Genomic DNA, 23,215 nt, shown 5'->3' with positions numbered 1-23,215 from the left:
GTCCATCGTATGCGTCGCCACCGACACCGAGGACGGCACGGGTCAGGCGGCTCCCGCCCGACCCGTGCCCGCCGCGATCAGGACAGGTGGCCGGCCTTCTCCATCTGCCGCAGCTCGCGCTTCAGGTCGCCCAGCTCGTCGCGGAGGCGCGCGGCCAGCTCGAACTTCAGCTCGCCGGCGGCCTGCAGCATCTGGTCGTTGAGGTCGGAGATGATCGTCTCCAGCTCGTTCGCCCCTGCGGCTGCCTTGCCCTCGCGCCGCAGGTTGGGGGTGGGCGAGCGCTTGCCGCCGCCGCGCCCCTCGAGCATCTTCTTCGTGTCCTCGCCCTCGCGCGCCAGGATCTCGGTGATGTCGGCGATCCGCTTCCGCAGCGGCGTGGGGTCGATGCCGTGCTCGGTGTTGTAGGCGACCTGCTTCTCGCGGCGCCGGTCGGTCTCCTCGATGGCGCGCTTCATGCTGTCGGTGAGGACGTCCGCGTACATGTGCACCTCGCCGGACACGTTGCGGGCCGCGCGGCCGATGGTCTGGATGAGCGACGTCGACGACCGGAGGAATCCCTCCTTGTCCGCGTCGAGGATGGCGACGAGCGACACCTCGGGCAGGTCGAGGCCCTCGCGGAGGAGGTTGATGCCGACCAGCACGTCGTACACGCCGGCGCGCAGCTCGCTGAGCAGCTCGACGCGCCGCAGGGTGTCGACGTCCGAGTGCAGGTAGCGCACCCGCACACCCGCCTCGGCGAAGTAGTCGGTGAGCTCCTCCGCCATCTTCTTGGTGAGCGTGGTGACGAGGATGCGCTCGTCCTTCTCCACGCGGATGCGGATCTGCTCGAGCAGGTCGTCGATCTGGCCCTTGGTGGGCTTGACGACGATGGCCGGGTCGATGAGGCCGGTGGGGCGGATGATCTGCTCCACGACCCCGTCGCCCATGCCGAGCTCGTACTTGCCGGGCGTCGCCGACATGTACACGGTCTGCGGCACGCGCTCGGTGAACTCGTTCCACTTCAGCGGTCGGTTGTCGAGGGCGCTGGGCAGGCGGAAGCCGTGCTCGACGAGCGTGCGCTTGCGCGACGAGTCGCCCTCGAACATGGCGCCGATCTGCGGCACGGTGACGTGCGACTCGTCGATGACGACGAGGAAGTCGTCCGGGAAGTAGTCGAGCAGGCAGTGCGGGGCCTCCCCCGCGTCGCGCCCGTCGATGTGCCGCGAGTAGTTCTCGATGCCGGAGCAGAAGCCGATCTGCTGCATCATCTCGATGTCGAAGTTGGTGCGCATGCGCAGGCGCTGGGCCTCGAGCAGCTTCCCCTCGCGCTCCAGGACGGCGAGCCGCTCCTCGAGCTCCTGCTGGATGGTGCCGATGGCCCGCTGCATGACCTCGGTCTCCGCCACGTAGTGCGAGCCCGGGAACACCGACACGGAGTCCATCTTGCGGACCACGTCTCCCGTGAGCGGGTGCAGCTGGTACAGCGCCTCGATCTCGTCGCCGAACATCTCGATGCGGATGGCCAGCTCCTCGTACATCGGGATGATCTCGATGGTGTCGCCGCGCACGCGGAAGTTGCCGCGCGAGAAGTCGACGTCGTTGCGCTGGTACTGCATGGAGACGAACTTGCGGATGAGGGTGTCGCGGTTGATCTGCATGCCCACCTGCAGCGCGACCATGGCGTTCATGTACTGCTCGGGCTGGCCGAGGCCGTAGATGCATGACACCGTGCTGACCACCACGACGTCGCGGCGGCTGAGCAGCGAGTTGGTGGTGGAGTGGCGGAGGCGCTCGACCTCGGCGTTGACCGACGAGTCCTTCTCGATGAAGGTGTCCGTCTGCGGGACGTAGGCCTCCGGCTGGTAGTAGTCGTAGTACGAGACGAAGTACTCGACCGCGTTGTCCGGCATGAGCTCGCGGAACTCCGTGGCGAGCTGGGCGGCCAGCGTCTTGTTGTGCGCGAGGATCAGCGTGGGCCGCTGGACCTGCTCGATGAGCCAGGCAGCCGTGGCCGACTTGCCGGTTCCCGTGGCGCCGAGGAGCACGACGTCGGGCTCGCCGGCGTTGACCCGGCCCGCCAGCTCCGCGATGGCCGTGGGCTGGTCGCCGCTCGGGGAGTAGTCGCTGACGACCTTGAACGGACGCACGGAACGGGTGGGCTGCATGTCATCAGCCTACGAGCGGCCACCGACACCGTCGGACAGGTTCGCCCAGAGCCGATCCGTCTGCGCGAGCGTCGACGCGAGCGAGACGCCGGAGTCGATGACGTCGTCGGCGACAGCCAGCCGCTCGCCGTCGGTCGCCTGCGAGGCGATCCGGCGCTCGGCCTCCTCGGGCAGCATCCCGCGGAGCTCGACGAGGCGGCGGACACGCTCCTCGCGAGGCGCGTGCACCACGACGATCCGGTCGAACTCGTCGACGCGGCCGGACTCCACGAGGAGCGGGATGTCGTAGACGACGACCGCGTCCGGATCCGCCTCCCCCGCCGCGGCCATGCGCTCGGCCGACAGCGCCCGCACGGCGGGATGGGTGATCGCCTCGAGGTCGCGGCGCGCGTCCGCATCCTGGAACACGACGGCACCGAGCGCGGGCCGGTCGAGGGAGCCGTCGGAGGCGATCACGCCGGGGCCGAAGCGTCGGGCGATCTCCGCGAGGGCCGGCGTGCCGGGCTCCACGACCTCGCGGGCCAGGCGGTCCGCGTCGATGCGCACGGCGCCGAGCTCCGCCAGCCGGTCGGCCACCACCGTCTTGCCCGCGGCGATGCCGCCCGTCAGTCCGATCAGCTGCATGGATCCAGCCTAGGCGCGGCGCGCGCCCTGCCGACCCGGGCGCCGTGCCCGGGGGACGACGGAGGCCGCCCTCCCGAAGGGAGAGCGGCCTCGTCGTGGTGCGGGCGATGCCCGCGTCGTGCTGGACGTGCTACTTCGAGCTGGACAGCTTCTCGCGCAGGGCGGCGAGGCTCTCGTCGTCCGCCAGCGTGCCGGCGCCCGTCGTGTCACTCGTGAAGCCGGGGCCGGCGGACGTGATGCCCGTGTCGGCCGCCTCGGCCTCGGCTGCCGCCGCGACCTGCTTCTTGTGGGCCTCCCAGCGGGCCTGGGCTGCGGCGTACTGCTGCTCCCAGGTCTCGCGCTGCGACTCGAAGCCTTCCTTCCACTCGTTGGTCTCCGGGTCGAAGCCCTCGGGGTACTTGTAGTTCCCCTGGTCGTCGTACTCGGTGAGCATGCCGTAGAGGGCCGGGTCGAACTCGGTGCCCTCGGGGTCGACGCCGTCGTTGGCCTGCTTGAGGCTCAGCGAGATGCGGCGACGCTCGAGGTCGATGTCGATGACCTTGACGAACACCTCGTCGCCGACGGACACGACCTGCTCCGCGAGCTCGACGTGCTTGCCGGAGAGCTCGGAGATGTGCACCAGGCCCTCGATGCCCTCGGCCACGCGGACGAACGCACCGAACGGCACCAGCTTGGTGACCTTGCCGGGCGCGACCTGGCCGATGGCGTGCGTGCGGGCGAAGACCTGCCACGGGTCCTCCTGCGTCGCCTTGAGCGACAGCGAGACGCGCTCGCGGTCCAGGTCGACCTCGAGGATCTCGACGGTCACCTCCTGGCCCACCTCGACGACCTCGCTGGCGTGCTCGATGTGCTTCCAGCTGAGCTCGGAGACGTGCACGAGTCCGTCGACGCCGCCCAGGTCCACGAACGCACCGAAGTTGACGATCGAGGAGACCACTCCCTTGCGGACCTGGCCCTTCTGGAGGTTGTTGAGGAACGTGCTGCGGCTCTCGGACTGCGTCTGCTCGAGCAGGGCACGGCGCGACAGGACCACGTTGTTGCGGTTCTTGTCGAGCTCGAGGATCTTGGCCTCGATCTCCTGGCCGAGGTACGGCGTGAGGTCGCGGACGCGGCGCAGCTCGATGAGCGACGCGGGCAGGAAGCCGCGGAGGCCGATGTCCACGATGAGGCCGCCCTTGACGACCTCGATGACGGTGCCGGTGACGACGCCGTCGGACTCCTTGATCTTCTCCACGTCGCCCCACGCACGCTCGTACTGCGCGCGCTTCTTGGACAGGATCAGACGGCCTTCCTTGTCCTCCTTCTGGAGGACGAGGGCCTCGACGGTGTCGCCGACCTTGACGACCTCCGTGGGATCCACGTCGTGCTTGATGGACAGCTCACGCGAGGGGATGACGCCCTCGGTCTTGTAGCCGACGTCGATCAGGACCTCGTCCCGATCGATCTTCACGACGGTGCCCTCGATGAGGTCTCCGTCGTTGAAGAACTTCAGTGTCTTCTCGACCGCGGCGAGGAAGTCCTCAGCAGATCCGATGTCGTTGATCGCGACCTGCTTGGGCGCCTTGTCGGTCGTTGCGATTGTCATGTAGTTAGTGCTCCAGGATGGGCATGAATAAGGCCGCTGGCGCGGACCCGCGCGGGTACCGGTCGAGCGGCGGACGGATGGGTCGTCGCAGAAGAGCGACAGTCGATCTTAGACCCGGCCCGGGAGGCGGGACAACCGCGCCGCGCGGACGGCGAGCGCCCGCCGGCGCGGCGCGTGCTCAGCGGAGGACCGCGGCCCGCAGCGTGTCGAGGCCGACGCCGCCGACGTCGAGCGCGCGGCGGTGGAACTCCCGGATGTCGAAGGCGTCGCCCTCGCGGCGGCGGGTCTCGTCGCGGAGGTCCTCCCAGATGCGCTGGCCCACCTTGTAGGAGGGCGCCTGGCCGGGCCACCCGAGGTAGCGGTTGACCTCGAAGCGCACGAACGACGGGTCCATGTTGACGTTGCGTCCCATGAAGTCGAACGCGAAGTCCGCGTCCCAGACGGCCTCGCCGTCGGGGCGGACCTTGCCGAGGTGCACGCCGATGTCGAGCACCACGCGGGCCGCGCGCATGCGCTGTCCGTCGAGCATGCCGAGGCGGTCGGCCGGGTCGTCGAGGTAGCCGAGCTCCTGCATCAGGCGCTCGGCGTAGAGGGCCCAACCCTCCGCGTGGCCCGACGTACCCGCGAAGCGGCGCCACGTGTTGAGCTCGGCCTTGTTGTACGTGGCCTGCGCGATCTGCAGGTGGTGGCCCGGGACGCCCTCGTGGTACACCGTCGTCAGCTCGCGCCAGGTGTCGAACTCCGTGACGCCCTCGGGCACCGACCACCACATGCGGCCGGGGCGGCTGAAGTCGTCGGCGGGGCCGGAGTAGTAGATGCCGCCCTCCTGCGTGGGGGCGATCATGCACTCGAGCGCGCGGATCTCCTGGGGGATGTCGAAGTGGGTGCGGCCCAGCTCCTCCACCGCGCGATCGCTCGTCTCCTGCATCCACGCGCGGAGGGCGTCGGTGCCGTGGAGCTTGCGCGACGCATCGCCGTCGAGGTGGGCGATGGCCTCGAGCACGCTCGCGCCGGGGAGGATCTCGCGGGCGATGGCCTCCTGCTCCTCCACCATCCGGGCGAGCTCCCCGACGCCCCACTCGTACGTCTCGTCGAGGTCGACCTCGGCGCCGAGGAAGGAGCGCGACCGGAGGGCGTACTGCTCACGGCCGACGGCGTCGGCGTCGCGGCCGGCGGGCTCCAGCTCGGATCCGAGGAACGCGGCGAGGCGCTCGTAGGCGGCCCGGGCGTCCTCGGCGCGCGTGCCCAGGTCCTGACGCAGCGACGCGGGCAGCTCGCCGGCGTCGGAGCGCGCCTCCTGCGCGAAGGAGCGGAAGAAGCCGTCGGGCGCCGCCTGGCGCTCCACCTGTCCGAGGACCTCGCGGATCTGGCGCCTCGCGGGCGCCTGGCCGCGGCGGACGCCCTCGCGGAGCGTCTCGATGTAGCCGTCGACCGCGCCGGCGACGTTGCCGAGCCGGGTGGCGACGTGTTCCCAGTCGCCCTCGGTGGCGGTGGGCGAGATGTCGAAGACCTCGCGGATGCCCTGCGCGGGCGAGGCGATCACGTTGAGGTCGGAGAGGTGCACCCCGGCGTCGTGCATCTCGACGTCGAGCTCGAGCTCGCGCGTGAGGTCCATGCGCGTGACCTCGTCGACGGCGTCGACGGGCTGCGCGGCGTGCAGCCGGCGGATCACCGCGCGCGCCGCGTCCGCGTGAGCTGCATGGCCCGCGGGCGAGGTGTCGCCGTACTCGCCCTCGCGGCCGGGCCGGCCGAGGTAGACGCGCTCCTCCGGGTGGAGGTCGAGCGACGTGTCGATCCACCCCTCGGCGATCCGGTCGATGTCCGTCTGCGGTCGGGGGGCCTTCGGCGTCGTCGTCATCCCTCGACCGTAGCGGCTCCCAGGAGGGACCTGACCGTCGCCGGATCGGTCGCCCCGCGCAGCTGCTCGGCGCGCACGGGGTCGAGCAGGATCTCCGCGAGCCGCGACAGCAGGGCGATGTGGCCGCCGCCCGTGGCTGCGATGCCGATGACGATGCGGACGTCGTGCCCGTCCCAGTCGACGCCGTCCGGCAGCCGCACCACGCTGATGGCGTCGGCGCGGACGAGGTCGCGCCCCGCGGCGAGCGTGCCGTGCGGCACCGCGACGCCCTCGCCCACGAACGTCGACACGGACCGCTCGCGCTCGACCATGGCCTCCACGTAGCCGGGCTCCACGGCGCCGGCCGCGACGAGGGCATCGCCCGCCTGGCGGATCGCGCCCTCGCGGTCGTCGGCGCGCGCGTCGAGGCGGATGGAGCCGTCGGCGAGGAGGTCGGAGAGTCGTGCCTTCGTCATGCGCTGTGCTCCTCGTGCTGGTGTGGATGGGGAAGAGGATCCGCGGGTCAGTGCGCGGCGGCGGCCCACGAGTCGCCGCGGCCCACCTGCACCTCGAGCGGCACCCGGAGGTCCGCCGCGTGGGCCATGCGGTCCGTGACGATGGCCTCGAGCGCGTCCCACTCCCCCGCGGCGACCTCGAGGATGAGCTCGTCGTGCACCTGCAGCAGCATGCGCGAGGCCATGTCGCGCTCGCGCATGTCGGCCTCGATGCGGATCATCGCGATCTTCATGATGTCGGCCGCAGAGCCCTGGATGGGGGCGTTGAGGGCGGCCCGCTCGGCGTTGTCGCGGAGCACGCGGTTCGGGCTGTTGAGGTCGGGGAACGGGCGGCGGCGGCCGAAGATCGTCTCCGTGTAGCCGGCCGCGCGCGCCTCCTCCACCACCTGGCGGAGGTAGTCGCGCACCGAGCCGAAGCGCGCGAAGTAGTCGGTCATCAGCTGCTTCGCCTCCGACGACGGGATGCGCAGCTGCTTCGACAGGCCGAACGCGCTGAGGCCGTACGCGAGGCCGTAGCTCATGGCCTTGACCTTGGTGCGCATCTCGGCGCTCACCTCCGCGGGCTCCACGCCGAAGATGCGTGATCCGACGAACCGGTGCAGGTCCTCCCCCGCCGCGAACGCCTCGATGAGGCCCTCGTCGCCGGAGAGGTGCGCCATGATCCGCATCTCGATCTGCGAGTAGTCGGCCGTGAGCAGCGTCTCGTATCCCTCGCCGACGCGGATGGCGCTGCGGATGCGGCGGCCCTCCTCGGTGCGGACGGGGATGTTCTGCAGGTTCGGGTCGTTCGACGAGATGCGGCCGGTGGTGGTGCCGGTCTGCACGTAGGTGGTGTGGATCCGCTCGTCGTCGCCGATGCCGCGCTCGAGCGTCTGGATGATCTGGCGCAGCTTGCTCGCGTCGCGGTGCTCGAGCAGCAGGTCGAGGAACGGGTGGGGGTTCGACGCCTGGAGGTCGGCCAGCGCGCCCGCGTCGGTGGAGAAGCCGGTCTTGTTGGCGCGCGTCTTCGGCATCCCGAGCTGGTCGAAGAGCACCTCCTGCAGCTGCTTGGGCGAGCCGAGGTTGATCTCCTTGCCGATCTCCGCGAAGGCGCGCTGGGCGAGGTCGGTGATGCGCTCCTGCAGCTGCGCCGACAGCTCGGCGAGACCCGCGCGGTCGGTCGCGACGCCGCGGAGCTCCATCTCGACGAGCACGAGGAGCGTCGGCATCTCGATGTCGACCATGACGCCGAGCGTGCGCTCGTCGAGCACCTCGCGGAGCGCGTGCTCGACGCGCAGCGTGTACCAGGCCTCGACGGGGGCGGTGAGCGCCTCGGTCTCGGGCACGAGCTGGTTGGCGTCGGGCTCGGGGAGGTCCTCCAGGAGGTACCTGCTGACGAGCGCGGCCAGGGTCTTGTCGGTGAAGCCCGGACGCAGCAGCCAACCGGCGACGAGCACGTCGAAGGCGAGCCCGGAGACCTGGAGCCCGGCGCGGCGCATGGCCTTCACCTGCACCTTGGCGTCGGACATGACCTTCGGGGCGTCGCTGGCGAGCCACCGCTCGAACGGCGCGTAGTCGGCGCGGCCCTCCTGCCACGGCAGGGTCACCGCCTCGGTCGCGCTGGCGAGGCCGAAGCCGACGGGCTTCCCGTCCTGCGTCTCGACCGTGAGCCCCAGGCCGTGCGGCGACGCGGCGCCCTGGGTCCGGATCCACTTCTCGAGCTCCTCGTCGAGCAGCTGCTGCGGCTTCGGGGCCTGCGGCGCGGTGGACGGCTCCTGCTCGATCGCGCCCACCGGCGTGCCTTCGCTGGAGGCGGAGGCGCCGGATCCCTCGAGCTTCAGGACGCGCTCGAGCAGCTGCTTGAACTCCAGCACCGCGAACACCTCGCGGAGGGCCGGCTCGTCGATGGGCTTGCGCTCGAGGTCGGCCGGTCCGAGCGGCAGCTCGACGTCGGTGAGCAGCCGGTTGAGGCGGCGGTTGCGGATGACGTTCTCGTACTGCGCGCGGAGGTTGTCGCCGACCTTGCCGGAGATCTCGTCGCGGTGCTCGAGGACGGCGTCGAGGGATCCGTACTGGTTCAGCCACTTGACCGCGGTCTTCGGGCCGACCTTGTCGACGCCGATGAGGTTGTCGCTCGTCTCCCCCACGAGCGCCGCGATGTCCGGGTACATCTCCGGCTGCACGCCGTACTTCTCGAACACCTTCTCGGCGTCGTAGCGCGTGAGCTGCGAGACGCCCTGCGTGGACGGGTAGAGCAGCGTGACGTCGTCGTTGACGAGCTGGATCGCGTCCCGGTCGCCCGAGACGACGAGCACCCGGAAGCCCTGCTCGCGACCCTGCGTGGCGAGGGTCGCGAGGATGTCGTCCGCCTCGTGGTCCTCCTTGGTGAGGGTGGGGATGTTCATGGTCTTCAGCGCCCGCTCGAGCAGCGGCACCTGGCCGGTGAACTCCACGGGCGTCTCGCCGCGCGTGCCCTTGTACTCCGGGTACTCGCGCGTGCGGAACGAGAAGCGCGAGATGTCGAACGCCACGCCCACGTGCGTGGGCTTCTCCTTCTGCAGGAGGTTGATGAGCATCGCGATGAAGCCGTGCACGGCGTTCGTGTGCTGCCCCTCGCGGTTCTGGAAGCTCTCCGCCGGCAGGGCGTAGAAGGCCCGGAACGCCAGGGAATGGCCGTCGATGACGAGGAGGGTAGGCTTTTCCGTGTTCGGCACGCGTCCAGCCTATAGAGGGCTGCCGACCTCGGACCCGGCCCTGGAGGATCCCCTTGACCCAGCCCGCACCCGAGCACGACGGCGCCGCCCGGCTCCTCCGCCAGCCCCAGGACGTGGGCGCGCTGGCCGAGAAGATGGGCATCGTCTTCCAGGAGCTGAGCCCGGAGCGATCCGTCGCGACGATGCCCGCGGAGGGCAACACGCAGCCGTACGGCGTGGTGCACGGCGGTGCGTACGTCGTGCTGGCCGAGTCGCTCGGATCCATGTCGGCGAACGTGCACGCGGGACCCGACCGGGTCGCCTTCGGCATCGAGCTCAACGCGAGCCACACCCGGTCGGCCTCGTCCGGCACGATCACCGGCACCTGCACGGCGATCCACCTCGGCGGCACGCTGACGACGCACGAGATCGTGCTCACCGACGACGAGGGACGCCGGCTCTCGACCGTGCGGATCACGAACATCATCCGCGAGCGCTCGCGCCGCTGAGCGGCACGTGCGGCGCCGGGCGCGCCCGGGCGGCTAGGCCTTCTTGGCGCTCAGCTGCTCGATGATGGCCTGCGCCACGTCGTGCATGGTGAGGCGGCGGTCCATGGACGCCTTCTGGATCCAGCGGAACGCCTCGGGCTCGGTGAGGCCCATCTTCTCGTTGAGCAGGCCCTTGGCCCGGTCGACGAGCTTGCGGGTCTCGAAGCGCTCGACGAGGTCGGACACCTCGGCCTCGAGCGTGATGATCTGGGCGTACCGGGCCAGCGCGATCTCGATGGCGGGCAGCAGGTCGTTCGGCGTGAACGGCTTGACGACGTAGGCCAGCGCGCCGGCCTCGCCCGCGCGCTCCACGAGCTCCTTCTGGCTGAAGGCCGTGAGGAGGACGACGGGCGCGATGTGGTTGCGGTTCAGCCGCTCGGCCGCGGAGATGCCGTCGAGCTGGGGCATCTTGACGTCCATGATGACGAGGTCGGGACGGAGCTCCGTGGCCAGTGCGACGGCGGTCTCGCCGTCCCCGGCCTCGCCCACGACCTCGAAGCCGTTGTCGCGGAGCGTCTCCACGATGTCGAGGCGGATGAGCGACTCGTCCTCGGCGACGACGACACGGCGGGGGGCTGCGGGGGCTGTTTCCTGGTCACTCACGGATAGGAGCCTACGGTATCGTCGGGCGGGCCGGTGCGCGCCGGGACGGCGGATCGCCGCCTGATCCGCGCGTCCACCGGGGTGCCCCGGATCGGCGGAATGCCTGCTGTATCGTCGGGCGGACCGGGTGCGCCGGATTGGCGGAATGGCAGACGCGGAGCACTCAAAATGCTCTGTCCGTGAGGGCGTGTGGGTTCGAGTCCCACATCCGGCACCACGTCCCGCGAGGGAACGCGAGAGGGCGGGCGACCACGTGGTCGCCCGCCCTCCGGCGTCTCCGCGGGGGCCGGGGCCCCCGCTTCGTGCCGCTACTTCTCGTACGCGGGAGCCGCCTCGTTCACGGCGTCGCCGACGACGTGGACGCGCAGCTCGTTGGTCGAGCCCGCGATGCCGGGAGGGGATCCGGCGATGACGACGACCTTCTGGCCGACCTCCGCGAGGCCCTCCGCGAGGAGCACGTCGTCGACCTGGTGGAACATCTGGTCGGTGTGGGTGACGGGATCCACGAGGTACGTCTGCACGCCCCACGACAGCGCCAGACGACGGCGGATGCCCTCGTTCGGCGTGAAGGCGAGGATCGGGATGCCGTTGCGCAGACGCGTCATGCGGCGCACCGAGTCGCCCGACTCGGTGAAGACGCAGAGGTACTTCGCCTCGACGAACTCGGCGACCTCGGCGGCCGCGAGCGTGATGGCGCCGCCCTGCGTGAACGGGCGCGTGCCGAGCTTCGGGATGCGCTCCAGCCCGTGCTCCTCGGTGGACTCGATGATGCGGGCCATGGTCTTCACGGTGACGACGGGGAACTCGCCCACGCTCGTCTCGCCGCTCAGCATGAGCGCGTCGGCACCGTCGAGCACGGCGTTGGCGCAGTCGGAGGCCTCGGCGCGCGTGGGGCGCGGGCTGGTGATCATCGACTCGAGCATCTGCGTGGCGACGATGACGGGCTTGGCCTTCCGGCGGGCGAGCTCGACCGCGCGCTTCTGCACGATCGGCACGGCCTCGAGCGGCAGCTCGACGCCGAGGTCGCCGCGGGCGACCATGATCGCGTCGAACGCGTCGACGATCTCCTCGAGCGCGTCGACGGCCTGCGGCTTCTCGACCTTGGCGACGACGGGGACGCGGCGGCCCTCCTCGTCCATGATCTCGTGCACGCGCACGATGTCGCTGGCGTCGCGGACGAAGCTCAGCGCGATGAGGTCCGCGCCGAGGCGGAGGCCCCAGCGGAGGTCCGCCTCGTCCTTCTCGGAGAGGGCGGGCACGTTGACCGCGACGCCCGGGAGGTTGATGCCCTTGTTGTTGCTGACGGTGCCGGCCACCTCGACGGTGGTCGTGACGCGCGTGCCGTCGGTGGAGACCACGCGGAGCGTGACCTTGCCGTCGTCGATGAGCAGCGGGTCGCCCGGCTTCACGTCGCCCGGGAGGCCCTTGTACGTGGTGGAGCAGATGTCCTTCGTGCCGAGGATGTCCTCGATCGTGATGACGAAGGTGTCGCCGAAGGCGAGGTCGTGCGGGCCGTCGGAGAACTTGCCGAGGCGGATCTTGGGGCCCTGCAGGTCGACCAGGACCGCGACCGCGCGGCCCGCGTCGTCGGCGGCCTTCCGGATGATGGAGTAGATGCCCTCGTGCACGTCGTACGTGCCGTGGCTGAGGTTCATGCGCGCCACGTCGACGCCCGCGTCGATGATGGCGCGGATGCTCTCGTAGGAGCTGGTCGCGGGCCCGAGGGTCGCGACGATCTTCGCTCGTCTGGTCGTCATGCTCTGTCTGTCTCGCGTTTCTGCGTCGCACACGGACGCGGTTCGGGTGAGTGGTCGCGGCAGCGCGCGCATGGCGCGGCGGCCGGGTCAGATGGAGAGAGCGCGATCCGTGGGACGGACCGGGAACGGGAGCTCCGTGTCCCCCTCAAGGTACCGGTCGACGGCGGAGGCCGCTGAACGTCCCTCCGCGATGGCCCACACGATGAGCGACTGGCCGCGGCCCGCGTCGCCGGCGACGAAGACGCCGGCCTGGTCGGTCTGGTAGTCCTCGCCGCGCGCGACGTTGCCGCGCTCGTCGAAGGGGACCGCGAGCTGGCTCTCCAGGGCGTCCTTCTCGGGACCGGTGAAGCCGAGCGCGAGGAGCACGAGGTCGGCGGGGATCTCGCGCTCGGTGCCCGACTTCGGCACGCGTCGGCCGTCGCGGAACTCGGTCTCGGCGACGCGGACGGCGCGGACGTGCCCGTCGTCGTCCTTCAGGAACTCGACCGTGGTCGCGAGGTAGTGGCGCTCGCCGCCCTCCTCGTGCGCGCTCGACACCTCGAAGAGGGTCGGGTACGTGGGCCACGGCTGGTCGGGGCGGCGCTCCGCCGGCGGCTGCTGGCCGATGGCGAGGTTGGTGACGGACGCCGCCTTCTGGCGGTGCGCGGTGCCGATGCAGTCGGCGCCGGTGTCGCCGCCGCCGAGGACGACGACGTGCTTGCCCTCCGCGTGGATCTGCTCGGGCACCTGGTCGCCTGCCGTCGCGTGGTTCGACTGGCGCAGGTAGTCCATGGCGAAGTGGACGCCGTCGACGTCGCGCCCCGGGATGTCGAGGTCGCGGGGCACCAGCGCGCCCGTGCAGACCACGACCGCGTCGTAGCGCAGCCGCAGGTCGGACCAGGTGATGTCCTTGCCGATGTCGACGCCGGCGCGGAAGCGGGTGCCCTCGGCCGTCATCTGGGCGAGGCGCGCCTCGAGGTGGCGCTTCTCCATCTTGAAGTCGGGGATCCCGTAGCGCAGCAGGCCGCCGATGCGGTCGTCGCGCTCGAAGACGGCGACCGTGTGCCCGGCGCGCGTGAGCTGCTGGGCAGCCGCGAGGCCGGCGGGGCCGGATCCCACGACCGCCACGGTCTTGCCCGTGAGGCGCTCGGGCGGGTGCGGCTCGACCCAGCCGTTCTGGAAGGCGTCGTCGATGATCGACACCTCGACCTGCTTGATCGTCACGGGCGGCTGGTTGATGCCGAGCACGCACGAGCTCTCGCACGGCGCGGGGCACAGCCGGCCGGTGAACTCCGGGAAGTTGTTCGTGGCATGCAGGCGCTCGATGGCCTGGCGGCCCTCGCCGCGCCACGTGAGGTCGTTCCACTCCGGGATGAGGTTGCCCAGCGGGCACCCCTGGTGGCAGAACGGGATGCCGCAGTCCATGCACCGGCCGGCCTGGCGCACGAGCTCGCCGCGCTCCTGCTGCTCGTACACCTCCTTCCAGTCCATGAGCCGCACCGAGACGGGTCGGCGCTTGGGGAGCTCGCGCTCCGTCACCTTGAGGAAGCCCTTGGGGTCAGCCACCGGTCACCTCCAGGATGCGCTTCCAGGCGACGTCGCCGTCGGGGTCGAGTCCCTCGTCCACCGCGGTCTGCCGGGTGGCGAGGACGGCCGCGTAGTCCCGCGGCAGGATCTTGGTGAAGCGTTCCATGGAGGTCTCCGGGTCGGCGAGCAGGCGCTCCGCCACGGTGGATCCGGTCTCGGCGAGGTGCCGGCGGAGGAGGTCGAGCACGATCTCGGCGTCGGCGCTCCCGAGCGGGTGCAGCTCGAGCTCGCCCGAGGCGAGGGCGTCGGTGTTGATGCGGTCGCGGTCGAGGTCGATCACGTACGCCGTGCCGCCCGACATGCCCGCGCCGATGTTCCGGCCGGTGCCGCCGAGGACGAGCGCGAGCCCGCCGGTCATGTACTCGAGCGCGTGGTCGCCCACGGCCTCGACGACCGCGGTCGCGCCGGAGTTGCGGACGAGGAACCGCTCCCCCACCATGCCGCGGATGAACATGGTGCCCTGGGTGGCGCCGTAGCCGATGACGTTGCCCGCGATGACGTTCTCCTCCGCGGGGAAGCCGGCCCTCTCGTCGGGCCGCACGACGATGTCGCCGCCCGAGAGGCCCTTGCCGAGGTAGTCGTTGCTGTCGCCGACGAGGCGCAGCGTGATCCCCGACGGCATGAACGCCCCGAAGGACTGGCCGGCTGACCCGCGCAGCGTGACGTCGATGGATCCCGTCGGCAGGCCGTCCTCGCCGTGGGCCTTCGTGACGAGGTGGCCGAGCATGGTGCCGACCGCGCGCGCCGTGTTCCGCACGGGCAGGTCGATCTCGACCCGGCCCCCGTGGTCGAGAACGTCGCGGCTGAGGCGGATGAGCTCGTTGTCGAAGTGCGCCTCGAGCTCGTGGTCCTGGGACCGGCCGTGCTTCCTGGGCTCGTCGTCCGCGAAGTTCGGCCCCACGAGGATCGGCGAGAGGTCGAGGCCCGACGCCTTCCAGTGGTCGACCGCGTCCTCGACGCCGAGCAGGTCGTTGCGGCCCACGATCTCGTCGAGCGAGCGGTAGCCGAGCGCGGCGAGGTGCTCGCGCACCTCCTGCGCGATGAACTCGAAGAAGTTGACGACGTGGTCGGCCTTGCCGGGGAAGCGCTTGCGCAGCTCCGGGTTCTGCGTGGCGACGCCGACCGGGCAGGTGTCGAGGTGGCAGACGCGCATCATGATGCAGCCCGACACCACGAGCGGCGCCGTGGCGAAGCCGAACTCCTCGGCCCCGAGCAGGGCGCCGACGATGACGTCGCGGCCGGACTTCATCTGCCCGTCGACCTGCACGACCACCCGGTCGCGCATGCCGTTGAGGCGGAGCGTCTGCTGCGTCTCGGCGAGGCCGAGCTCCCACGGGGTGCCCGCGTGCTTGAGCGAGTTGACGGGGCTCGCGCCCGTGCCGCCGTCGTGGCCCGAGACGAGGATCACGTCGCTCAGCGCCTTCGCCACGCCCGCCGCGACCGCGCCGATGCCCGACTGGCTGACGAGCTTCGTGTGGATCCGGGCGGACGGGTTCGCGCGCTTGAGGTCGAAGATCAGCTGCTTGAGGTCCTCGATCGAGTAGATGTCGTGGTGCGGCGGCGGCGAGATGAGGCCGACGCCCGCGGTCGCGTGGCGCGTGCGGGCGACCCACGGGTAGACCTTGCCGGGCGGCAGCTGGCCGCCCTCGCCGGGCTTGGCGCCCTGCGCGAGCTTGATCTGGATGTCGTCCGCGTGCGTGAGGTACATGCTCGTGACGCCGAAGCGCCCCGATGCGACCTGCTTGATGGAGCTGCGGCGCTCGGGGTCGAGCAGGCGCTCCACGTTCTCGCCGCCCTCGCCCGTGTTCGACTTCGCGCCCAGGCGGTTCATCGCGATCGCGAGGGTCTCGTGCGCCTCCTCGGAGATCGAGCCGTAGCTCATCGCGCCGGTGGAGAAGCGCTTCACGATGTCGGAGATGGACTCGACCTCGTCGAGCGGCACGGGCGGACGCGTGCCCGTGCGCAGCGTGAACATGCCGCGGAGGGTCATGAGGTCCTTGGACTGCGCGTCGACCATGGACGTGTACTCGCGGAAGATGTCGTACCTGCGGGTGCGCGTGGCGTGCTGCAGCCGGAAGATCGTGTCCGGGTTGAACAGGTGCGGGGATCCGTCGCGGCGCCACTGGTACTCGCCGCCCGTCTGCAGGCGCTCGTGGGAGAGCACGGCTCCGTCGGTCGGGTAGGCGCTGCGGTGGCGCGCGGCGTTCTCGGCCGCGATGACGTCGATGCCGACGCCGCCGAGGCGCGTGGTGGTGCCCGAGAAGTACTGGTCGACGAGGTCCTGCGACAGGCCGACGGCCTCGAAGCACTGCGCGCCGGCATAGGAGGAGACCGTGGAGATGCCCATCTTGGACATGATCTTCAGGACGCCCTTGCCGAGCCCCTTGATGAGGTTGCGCGTGGCCTTCTCCGGGCTCACGCCCGTGAGCATGCCGCTGCGGACGAGGTCCTCGCACGACTCCATGGCCAGGTACGGGTTGACGGCGGAGGCGCCGTAGCCGATCAGCAGCGCGATGTGGTGCACCTCGCGCACGTCGCCGGCCTCGACCACGATGCCGACCTTCATGCGGGTCTGCTTGCGGATGAGGTGGTGGTGCACGGCGGCGATCATGAGCAGCGACGGGATGGGCGCGAGGTCGCGGTTGGAGTCGCGGTCCGACAGGACGATGAACTGCGCGCCGTGCGCGATCGCGCGGTCGACCTCGTCGCACATGGCGTCGATGCGCTTCTGCATGGCGAGCGGACCGTCGTCGACCCGGTAGAGGCCGCTCACGATCGTGGTGGTGCGGCTGCCCGGGCGGTGGTCGATGTGGATGACCTTCGCGAGCTCGTCGTTGTCGATGACCGGGAAGTCGAGCACGACCTGCTTGGTGTGCTCGGGTCCGGCGTCGAGGAGGTTGCGCTGCGGGCCGAGGCCGAGGCGGAGGCTGGTGACGACCTCCTCGCGGATGGAGTCGAGCGGCGGGTTCGTGACCTGCGCGAACTGCTGCGTGAAGTAGTCGAACAGCAGGCGCGGGCGCTGCGAGAGCACCGCGATGGGCGTGTCCGACCCCATGGCGCCGAGGGGCTCTGCGCCGACCTTCGCCATGGGCATGAGGAGCATCCGCACCTCCTCCTCGGTGTAGCCGAAGGTGCGCTGGCGACGGACGACGGAGGCGGGCGTGTGCACGACGTGCTCGCGCTCCGGCAGGTCGGCCAGGTGGATGCGGTTCTCCAGCCACTCGCCCCACGGCGCGCTGGCGGCGAGCTCGGACTTGATCTCGTCGTCCTCGATGATGCGGCCGGCCTCGGTGTCGACGAGGAACATCTTGCCCGGACGCAGGCGGCCCTTGCGGGCGATGCGGGCCGGGTCGATCTCGAGCACGCCGATCTCGCTGCCGAGCACGACGAGGCCGTCGTGCGTGACGAGGTAGCGGCCCGGGCGCAGCCCGTTGCGGTCGAGGGTCGCGCCGACGAGCGTGCCGTCGGTGAAGGTGAGCGCGGCCGGGCCGTCCCACGGCTCCATGACCATGGAGTGGTACTCGTAGAAGTCGCGGCGGACGGGGTCGATGTCCGTCTGCTTCTCCCACGCCTCGGGGACCATCATCATCATCGCGTGCGGCAGGCTGCGGCCGCTCAGGCTGAGGAGCTCGAGCACCTCGTCGAAGGACGCGGAGTCGCTCGCGCCGGGCGTGACGATCGGCATCAGCGGCGAGAGGTCGCCGAGCAGCTCCGACTCGAGCTGGGACTGGCGGGCGCGCATCCAGTTGCGGTTGCCCGCGACGGTGTTGATCTCGCCGTTGTGCGCCATCATCCGCAGCGGCTGCGCGAGGGGCCACGACGGGAACGTGTTCGTGGAGTAGCGCGAGTGGACGATGGCGAGCTTGGAGGCGAAGCGCTCGTCGGAGAGGTCCGGGTAGAACGGCTCCAGCTGGAGCGTGGTGACCATGCCCTTGTACACGAGCGTGCGCGAGGACAGCGAGATGAAGTACGCGCCGAGCTCCCGCTCCGCGCGCTTGCGCAGGCGGAAGGCGAGGCGGTCGAGGGCGAGCCCGGACGGACGGTCGGACGGCTGCACGGCGTCGGATGCCAGGAAGAGCTGGCGGAACGCGGGCATGGCCTTGCGCGCCAGGTTGCCCAGGTGCGACGGGTCCACGGGGACCTCGCGCCAGCCGAGGACGCGCAGGCGCTCGTCGCCCGCGATGCGCTCGACGCCGGCCTGCAGCTCCTCGCGCTCGGCGTCGTCCGTGGGCAGGAAGGCCATGCCGACGGCGTACTCCCCCATCGGCGGCAGGTCGAAGCCCACGACGCCGCGGAGGAACTCGTCGGGGATCTGCGTCATGATCCCGGCGCCGTCGCCCGTGCCCGCGTCGGAGCCGATGGCGCCGCGGTGCTCGAGGTTCCGGAGCGCGTCGAGCGCGTTGACGATGATGTCGTGGCCGGGGGTGCCGCGCAGGGTGGCCACCATGGCCAGGCCGCACGCGTCCTTCTCGAACGCCGGGTCGTAGAGGCCCTGCTTCGCGGGGAACGAGCCGCCGGGAGGGGAGGTGGAGGAGAACGCCATGGGAACCGTCCTAGATGCACTGCGGAGGGACGTCGCTGGCCCTGTGGTGGGGACCGCCTCGCAGGAGGAGGCGGTGACCGCGGGGGTGCCCGCGCTGGGGACTAGGCGCCGCGTCCGCTTGTGGCGGTGAGAGCGTGGGAGTCCGACCCGGTGGAAGCCCGATCGTCGTCGCCGTCGGTGAAGTCCGAATCCGTGTACACCGATGCTACCTCCCCGTCGCGACCCGCCTTCGCGCGGGCGCTTACGTCATCCGGGGTGCGGCCCGGCAGGTACGGGCTCGGCTCGCTGCCGACGTGGCGCCGGGTCTGCACGATGAAGAGGACGAGGCCGAGCGCGACGGCGAAGAACGCGGCCCAGACGTTGGTGCGGATGCCGAAGAAGATCTCGCTCGGGTCGATGCGGATCGACTCGAAGACCATGCGCCCGAGTCCGTACCACATGAGGTAGACGGCGAGGCCGCGGCCCCACTGCAGGCGCACGGCGCGGCCGAGCACGATGATGAGGAGCGCACCGGCGACGTTCCAGACGATCTCGTAGAGGAACGTCGGGTGGAACAGCGTGCCGGCGGGGAGCCCGGCCGGGAAGGCCGCGTTGGTCGGGTCGACCTCGAGGCCCCAGGGCAGCGTGGTGGGCGTGCCGAACAGCTCCTGGTTGAAGTAGTTGCCCATGCGGCCGGCGGCCTGCGCCAGGAGGAGGCCGGGGGCCAGCGCGTCGGCGAAGGTCCAGAAGCGGACACCGGTCCACTTGGATCCGAGCCAGACGCCCACTGCGCCGCCGATGAGCGCGCCGAAGATGGCGATGCCGCCCTCCCAGACGTAGAGCACGCGCCACAGGTTCGCGCCCTCGTAGAAGTAGTCGCCGGGGTGCGTGAGCACGTGGAACGCGCGCGCTCCGACGATGCCGAGGACGAGCGCGCACAGCGTGAAGTCGATGACCGTGCCGGACTCGACACCCCGCGCCACCAGGCGGCGGTTCGTGAGGTACGCCGCGATGAGGATGCCGACGAGGATGCACACCGCGTAGGCGTGGATGACGAAGGTGAGCGGCAGGTCGATGCCGAGGCCCTGGAGCCACGCCGTGACGTCGAACCGGGTGTCGGACGGATCCGGGCTGGGGATGCTCATCGGGGCGAACAACGGATGGCGCTCACTTTCGCAGGGGATTCGGCGGGCGCGGCGGGACCGCGGGCCGGGGGCTACTGTAGCGCGGTTCCCCGCGCGAGATCGGCCGCGGCGCGGGCGACGCCGGGCACCCCGCCGTCGGCGAGGGCCGCCACGAGGGCCGACCCGACGATGGCGCCGTCGGCGTAGCCGAGGACCTCGCGCACCTGGTCGCCCGTGGAGATCCCGATGCCGACGCACGCGCTCGTGGATCCCGCGTCGCGCAGGCGCGACACGAGACCGCGAGCGGCCTGGTCGACGTCCTGGCGCGCGCCCGTGATGCCCATGGTCGAGACGGCGTAGACGAACCCGCGGCTGCGCTCGACCGCCTGGTGCAGGCGCGCCTCGCTGGAGGACGGGGCCGCGAGGAAGACGCGGTCGAGGCCGGTGCGCTCGGACGCGGCCAGCCAATCGGCGCCCTCGTCCGGGATGAGGTCGGGCGTGATGAGGCCGGCGCCGCCCGCGGCGACGATGTCGTCCGCGAAGCGCTCCACGCCGTACTGCACGACGGGGTTCCAGTAGGTCATCAGCAGGACGGGGGCGTCCACGCGCTGCGTGATCGCGTGCAGGGCGTCGAAGCCGTCGCGGAGGCGGAAGCCCTGAGCGAGGGCCGTCTGCGTGGCGCGCTGGATGACGGGGCCGTCCATCACGGGATCGCTGTACGGGAGGCCGAGCTCGATGACGTCGACGCCGTTCTCGACGAGCGCGACGGCGGCCTCGATGCTCGTGGCGACGTCCGGGAAGCCGACGGGGAGGTAGCCGACGAGGGCGCCCGACCCCTGCTCGCGGCGGAGGGCGATGGCGCGCTCGACGGGGCTGCCCGTGGGCGCGGCCGCGTGGGCTGCCGCGGTCACGACTGCTCCGCCCCGGCGTCGATGAGGTCGAAGTACTTCCCCGCGGTCTCCATGTCCTTATCGCCGCGGCCGCTGAGGTTGACCAGGATGATCGACTCCGGGCCGAGCTCCCGTCCGAGCTCGAGCGCGCCGGCCAGGGCGTGCGCCGACTCGATGGCCGGGATGATGCCCTCGGTGCGGCTCAGGAGGCGCAGCGCGCTCATGGCCTGGTCGTCCGTGACGGGACGGTACGACGCGCGGCCGAGGTCCGACAGCCAGGAGTGCTCCGGGCCGACGCCCGGGTAGTCGAGGCCCGCGGAGATGGAGTGCGAGTCGATGGTCTGGCCGTCCTCGTCCTGCAGGAGGTAGCTGCGCGCGCCGTGCAGCATGCCGGGGCGGCCCTTCGTGATGGTGGCGGCGGTGCGCGGGGTGTCCGCGCCGTCGCCGCCGGCCTCGAAGCCGTAGAGGGCCACGTCGGCGTCGTCGAGGAACGCGTGGAAGATTCCGATGGCGTTGGATCCGCCGCCGACGCACGCGGCGACGGCGTCGGGCAGCCGGCCGGTGAGCGCGAGGACCTGCTCGCGCGCCTCCTCGCCGATGACCTTCTGCAGGTCGCGCACCATGGCCGGGAACGGATGCGGGCCCGCGACCGTGCCGAAGACGTAGTTCGTGGTCTCGACGTTGGTGACCCAGTCGCGCATGGCGTCGTTGATGGCGTCCTTGAGCGTGCGGGATCCCGAGCGGACCGGGATGACCTCGGCGCCGAGCAGCCGCATGCGGGCCACGTTCAGCGCCTGGCGCTCGGTGTCGACCTCGCCCATGTAGATGACGCAGTCCAGGCCGAAGAGGGCGGCGGCCGTGGCGGTCGCGACGCCGTGCTGGCCCGCGCCCGTCTCCGCGATGATCCGCTTCTTGCCGATCTTCTTGGTGAGCAGCGCCTGGCCGAGCACGTTGTTGATCTTGTGCGAGCCGGTGTGGTTGAGGTCCTCGCGCTTGAGGATGATGCGCGCGCCGCCGGCGTGCTCGGCGAACCGCGGCACCTCCGTGATGAGCGACGGGCGGCCGGTGTAGGTGCGGTGCAGCTCCTGCAGCTCGGCGATGAACGCCGGGTCGACCTTGAGCTCGTCCCACGCGGTGGAGAGCTCGTCGAGGGCGGCGACGAGCGACTCGGGCACGTAGCGCCCGCCGAAGTCGCCGAAGTAGGGGCCGGTCACGCTGCGCAGGTCGGTCATGCGCGGATGTCCAGGAACTCGGAGAGCGTGCGGACGGGGTCGCCCGTGACGAGCGCCTCGCCCACCAGGACGACGTCGGCGCCCGAGCGGCGGTAGTGCGCCACGTCGTCGGCGGTCTTCACCGCGGACTCCGCGATGCGCACGACGCCCGCGGGGATGGAGTCCGCCAGGCGGCCGAACAGGTCGCGGTCGAGCTCGAAGGTGGTGAGGTCCCTGGCGTTGACGCCGACGACCTGCGCGCCGAGGTCGAGCGCACGGGAGACCTCGTCGGCCGAGTGCGTCTCGACGAGCGCGGTCATGCCCAGCTCCCCGACGAGGGCGTGCAGCTCGACGAGCGTCCGCTGGTCGAGCGCGGCGACGATGAGCAGCACGAGGTCGGCGCCCGAGGCGCGCGCCTCCAGCACCTGGTACGGCTCGCCGATGAAGTCCTTGCGGAGCACGGGGATGGACACCGTGTCGCGCACCTGCTCGAGGTCGTGCAGCGAGCCGCCGAACTTGCGGCCCTCGGTGAGGACGCTGATGGCGCTCGCGCCGCCGGTCTCGTAGCGGGAGGCGAGGAGCGCGGGATCGGGGATCTCGGCGAGGGCGCCGCGCGAGGGGCTGGAGCGCTTGACCTCGGCGATGATCTTCACGCGGTCGGACGGGGCGAGGGCGCTGAGCGCGTCGAGGGCCGCGGGACGCGCGAGCGCGTCGGCCTCGACCTGGGCGAGGGGACGGGACTCGCGGCGCGCGGCCGCGTCCTCGAGGGCGCCGGCGAGGAGGTCGCCCAGCATCTAGGAGCGTGCCTTCGAGTGCGTGGAGACCGTGCGGTGCCCGTCGACGCCGAAGCCCATCTTCTTCATGACGCCGCCGGTGATCCAGCCGAGGATCGCGAGGACCGCGGACGCCCACACGACGGGCTCGATGGCGAACCAGAACGCGATGGTGCCGACGGCGAACGCGACGAGCATGATGACGACAGCCGTCCAGGCCGCTGGCGAGTTGCCGTGGCCGGGTTCTGCGGACTCTGTGGACATGCGTGCTCCTCGGGGATCGTGCGGTCGGGACGGGTCGAGTCTACCGGGCGGCGTCTGCGCGGCCGTCGGCGTGGGGAGGGCCGGCGGGGACGTCAGCCGACCCTCACGAGGCTGCGCCCGGCGGGGCGTCGTCCGCGTCGCCGGCCTCGCGGCGGGTGGGGTCGGCGCCGCCGCTCAGGCTGTCCCAGGCGGCGACGGGATCCTCGCGCGGGACGATCCTGCGGGCGGGCTCCTGGTCGGGCGCGTCGTACCGGGAGCGGCCGGTGGGCCAGCGCGGTCCGGTGATCGCGACGAACAGCCCCGTCAGCGCGGACGCGACGCCCGCGGCCAGCGTGACCACGCCCCACGGGGTCGTGGTCCAGCCGACGACGAGGTCCGCGACGGGGGCGGATCCCGCGACCCCGGTGACGGTCGTGACCGCGGCCTCGCCCGCCTGGACGGGGCCCGCGATCGCGGCGAGGGCCGTGAGCGCGACCGTCGCGCCGATGAGGACCTGGAGGATCCCGAGCACGACGCGGAGCGCGCGGCCCGCGATGGCGAGCGCGCCGGCGAGGGCGAGGCTCGACAGCGCGAGCGCGCT

The 23,215-nt window shown here is 71.3% G+C and carries 17 protein-coding genes and 1 tRNA gene; 2 read left to right on the top strand and 16 right to left on the bottom strand.

Features of this window, described 5'->3' with window-relative positions; genetic code table 11:
* Positions 1 to 77: 77 nt before the first annotated feature.
* From uvrB to polA, 6 genes are all read right to left on the bottom strand, one after another.
* Positions 78 to 2,144, bottom strand: coding sequence for an excinuclease ABC subunit UvrB (uvrB, locus tag DZG00_RS00090; RefSeq protein WP_119381016.1), 2,067 nt, complete (start codon positions 2,142 to 2,144; stop codon positions 78 to 80).
* A 9-nt stretch (positions 2,145 to 2,153) separates the two neighbouring features.
* Positions 2,154 to 2,768 (bottom strand): dephospho-CoA kinase, encoded by a 615-nt coding sequence (coaE, locus tag DZG00_RS00085; protein WP_119381017.1) that lies wholly within the window; start codon positions 2,766 to 2,768, stop codon positions 2,154 to 2,156.
* A gap of 130 nt (positions 2,769 to 2,898) precedes the next feature.
* The gene (gene rpsA, locus DZG00_RS00080; protein WP_119381018.1) at positions 2,899 to 4,353 is read right to left on the bottom strand and encodes a 30S ribosomal protein S1; all 1,455 of its coding nucleotides are present in this window, start codon (positions 4,351 to 4,353) and stop codon (positions 2,899 to 2,901) included.
* A 178-nt stretch (positions 4,354 to 4,531) separates the two neighbouring features.
* Entirely contained in the window at positions 4,532 to 6,211 is a 1,680-nt protein-coding gene (locus DZG00_RS00075; protein WP_119381019.1) for a DUF885 domain-containing protein, read from the bottom strand.
* Positions 6,208 to 6,666, bottom strand: a complete 459-nt coding sequence (locus DZG00_RS00070; protein ID WP_119381020.1) for a PTS mannitol transporter subunit IIA — start codon at positions 6,664 to 6,666, stop codon at positions 6,208 to 6,210. Before DZG00_RS00070 ends, DZG00_RS00075 begins: the two co-directional genes overlap by 4 nt.
* 47 nt (positions 6,667 to 6,713) lie before the next feature.
* Positions 6,714 to 9,398, bottom strand: coding sequence for a DNA polymerase I (gene polA / locus DZG00_RS00065; RefSeq protein WP_119381021.1), 2,685 nt, complete (start codon positions 9,396 to 9,398; stop codon positions 6,714 to 6,716).
* Between the two features lie 53 nt (positions 9,399 to 9,451).
* Here polA and DZG00_RS00060 point away from each other — a divergent pair, with 53 nt between their 5' ends.
* Positions 9,452 to 9,886 carry a PaaI family thioesterase gene (locus DZG00_RS00060; RefSeq protein ID WP_119381022.1) on the top strand — a complete coding sequence of 145 codons (435 nt, stop codon included), beginning with the start codon at positions 9,452 to 9,454 and terminating at the stop codon, positions 9,884 to 9,886.
* A 33-nt stretch (positions 9,887 to 9,919) separates the two neighbouring features.
* Here the strand turns inward: DZG00_RS00060 and DZG00_RS00055 are convergent, their stop codons facing one another.
* Complete coding sequence (locus DZG00_RS00055) at positions 9,920 to 10,528, bottom strand: ANTAR domain-containing response regulator (RefSeq protein ID WP_015490426.1); 609 nt, start codon at positions 10,526 to 10,528, stop codon at positions 9,920 to 9,922.
* 131 nt (positions 10,529 to 10,659) lie between these two features.
* On the opposite strand from DZG00_RS00055, the gene DZG00_RS00050 reads away from it, so the two are divergent.
* A tRNA-Leu gene (locus tag DZG00_RS00050) sits at positions 10,660 to 10,745 on the top strand.
* A gap of 91 nt (positions 10,746 to 10,836) precedes the next feature.
* On the opposite strand, the gene pyk is transcribed toward DZG00_RS00050, so the two are convergent.
* The 9 genes from pyk to DZG00_RS00005 form a co-directional block, all read right to left on the bottom strand.
* Positions 10,837 to 12,285, bottom strand: coding sequence for a pyruvate kinase (gene pyk, locus DZG00_RS00045; RefSeq protein WP_119381023.1), 1,449 nt, complete (start codon positions 12,283 to 12,285; stop codon positions 10,837 to 10,839).
* Between the two features lie 87 nt (positions 12,286 to 12,372).
* Positions 12,373 to 13,830 carry a glutamate synthase subunit beta gene (locus DZG00_RS00040; RefSeq protein ID WP_119381024.1) on the bottom strand — a complete coding sequence of 486 codons (1,458 nt, stop codon included), beginning with the start codon at positions 13,828 to 13,830 and terminating at the stop codon, positions 12,373 to 12,375.
* Entirely contained in the window at positions 13,823 to 18,394 is a 4,572-nt protein-coding gene (gltB, locus tag DZG00_RS00035; RefSeq protein ID WP_119455302.1) for a glutamate synthase large subunit, read from the bottom strand. Before gltB ends, DZG00_RS00040 begins: the two co-directional genes overlap by 8 nt.
* Positions 18,395 to 18,495: 101 nt before the next feature.
* Positions 18,496 to 19,518 (bottom strand): prolipoprotein diacylglyceryl transferase, encoded by a 1,023-nt coding sequence (lgt, locus tag DZG00_RS00030; protein WP_119382081.1) that lies wholly within the window; start codon positions 19,516 to 19,518, stop codon positions 18,496 to 18,498.
* 71 nt (positions 19,519 to 19,589) lie between these two features.
* Positions 19,590 to 20,408, bottom strand: coding sequence for a tryptophan synthase subunit alpha (gene trpA / locus DZG00_RS00025; protein ID WP_119382082.1), 819 nt, complete (start codon positions 20,406 to 20,408; stop codon positions 19,590 to 19,592).
* Entirely contained in the window at positions 20,405 to 21,619 is a 1,215-nt protein-coding gene (trpB, locus tag DZG00_RS00020; protein WP_119382083.1) for a tryptophan synthase subunit beta, read from the bottom strand. The genes trpA and trpB overlap by 4 nt, the downstream gene beginning before the upstream one ends.
* A complete protein-coding gene (gene trpC, locus DZG00_RS00015; RefSeq protein ID WP_119382084.1) occupies positions 21,616 to 22,392 on the bottom strand; it encodes an indole-3-glycerol phosphate synthase TrpC in 777 nt (258 codons plus the stop codon). Before trpC ends, trpB begins: the two co-directional genes overlap by 4 nt.
* The gene (locus tag DZG00_RS00010) at positions 22,393 to 22,635 is read right to left on the bottom strand and encodes a DUF6704 family protein (protein ID WP_119382085.1); all 243 of its coding nucleotides are present in this window, start codon (positions 22,633 to 22,635) and stop codon (positions 22,393 to 22,395) included. It abuts the gene before it with no gap.
* A 103-nt stretch (positions 22,636 to 22,738) separates the two neighbouring features.
* Positions 22,739 to 23,215 (bottom strand): Trp biosynthesis-associated membrane protein (locus DZG00_RS00005; protein WP_119455301.1); only part of this gene is annotated, 477 nt, incomplete at its 5' end.

Origin of the sequence: Clavibacter lycopersici, assembly GCF_003576405.1 — a bacterium.
In the GTDB taxonomy this organism is placed as follows: Bacteria; Actinomycetota; Actinomycetes; order Actinomycetales; family Microbacteriaceae; genus Clavibacter; species Clavibacter lycopersici.
The sequence above is the reverse complement of the archived record's forward strand: the minus strand, read 5'-3'. Positions and strand labels throughout refer to the sequence as shown.

Coding starts and splice junctions, on each gene's coding strand:
- trpB (WP_119382083.1), bottom strand. CDS start 21,619: ATGACCGACCTGCGCAGCGTGACCGGCCCCTACTTCGGCGACTTCGGC.
- coaE (WP_119381017.1), bottom strand. CDS start 2,768: ATGCAGCTGATCGGACTGACGGGCGGCATCGCCGCGGGCAAGACGGTG.
- DZG00_RS00070 (WP_119381020.1), bottom strand. CDS start 6,666: ATGACGAAGGCACGACTCTCCGACCTCCTCGCCGACGGCTCCATCCGC.
- rpsA (WP_119381018.1), bottom strand. CDS start 4,353: ATGACAATCGCAACGACCGACAAGGCGCCCAAGCAGGTCGCGATCAAC.
- lgt (WP_119382081.1), bottom strand. CDS start 19,518: ATGAGCATCCCCAGCCCGGATCCGTCCGACACCCGGTTCGACGTCACG.
- uvrB (WP_119381016.1), bottom strand. CDS start 2,144: ATGCAGCCCACCCGTTCCGTGCGTCCGTTCAAGGTCGTCAGCGACTAC.
- DZG00_RS00010 (WP_119382085.1), bottom strand. CDS start 22,635: ATGTCCACAGAGTCCGCAGAACCCGGCCACGGCAACTCGCCAGCGGCC.
- DZG00_RS00075 (WP_119381019.1), bottom strand. CDS start 6,211: ATGACGACGACGCCGAAGGCCCCCCGACCGCAGACGGACATCGACCGG.
- pyk (WP_119381023.1), bottom strand. CDS start 12,285: ATGACGACCAGACGAGCGAAGATCGTCGCGACCCTCGGGCCCGCGACC.
- gltB (WP_119455302.1), bottom strand. CDS start 18,394: ATGGCGTTCTCCTCCACCTCCCCTCCCGGCGGCTCGTTCCCCGCGAAG.
- trpC (WP_119382084.1), bottom strand. CDS start 22,392: ATGCTGGGCGACCTCCTCGCCGGCGCCCTCGAGGACGCGGCCGCGCGC.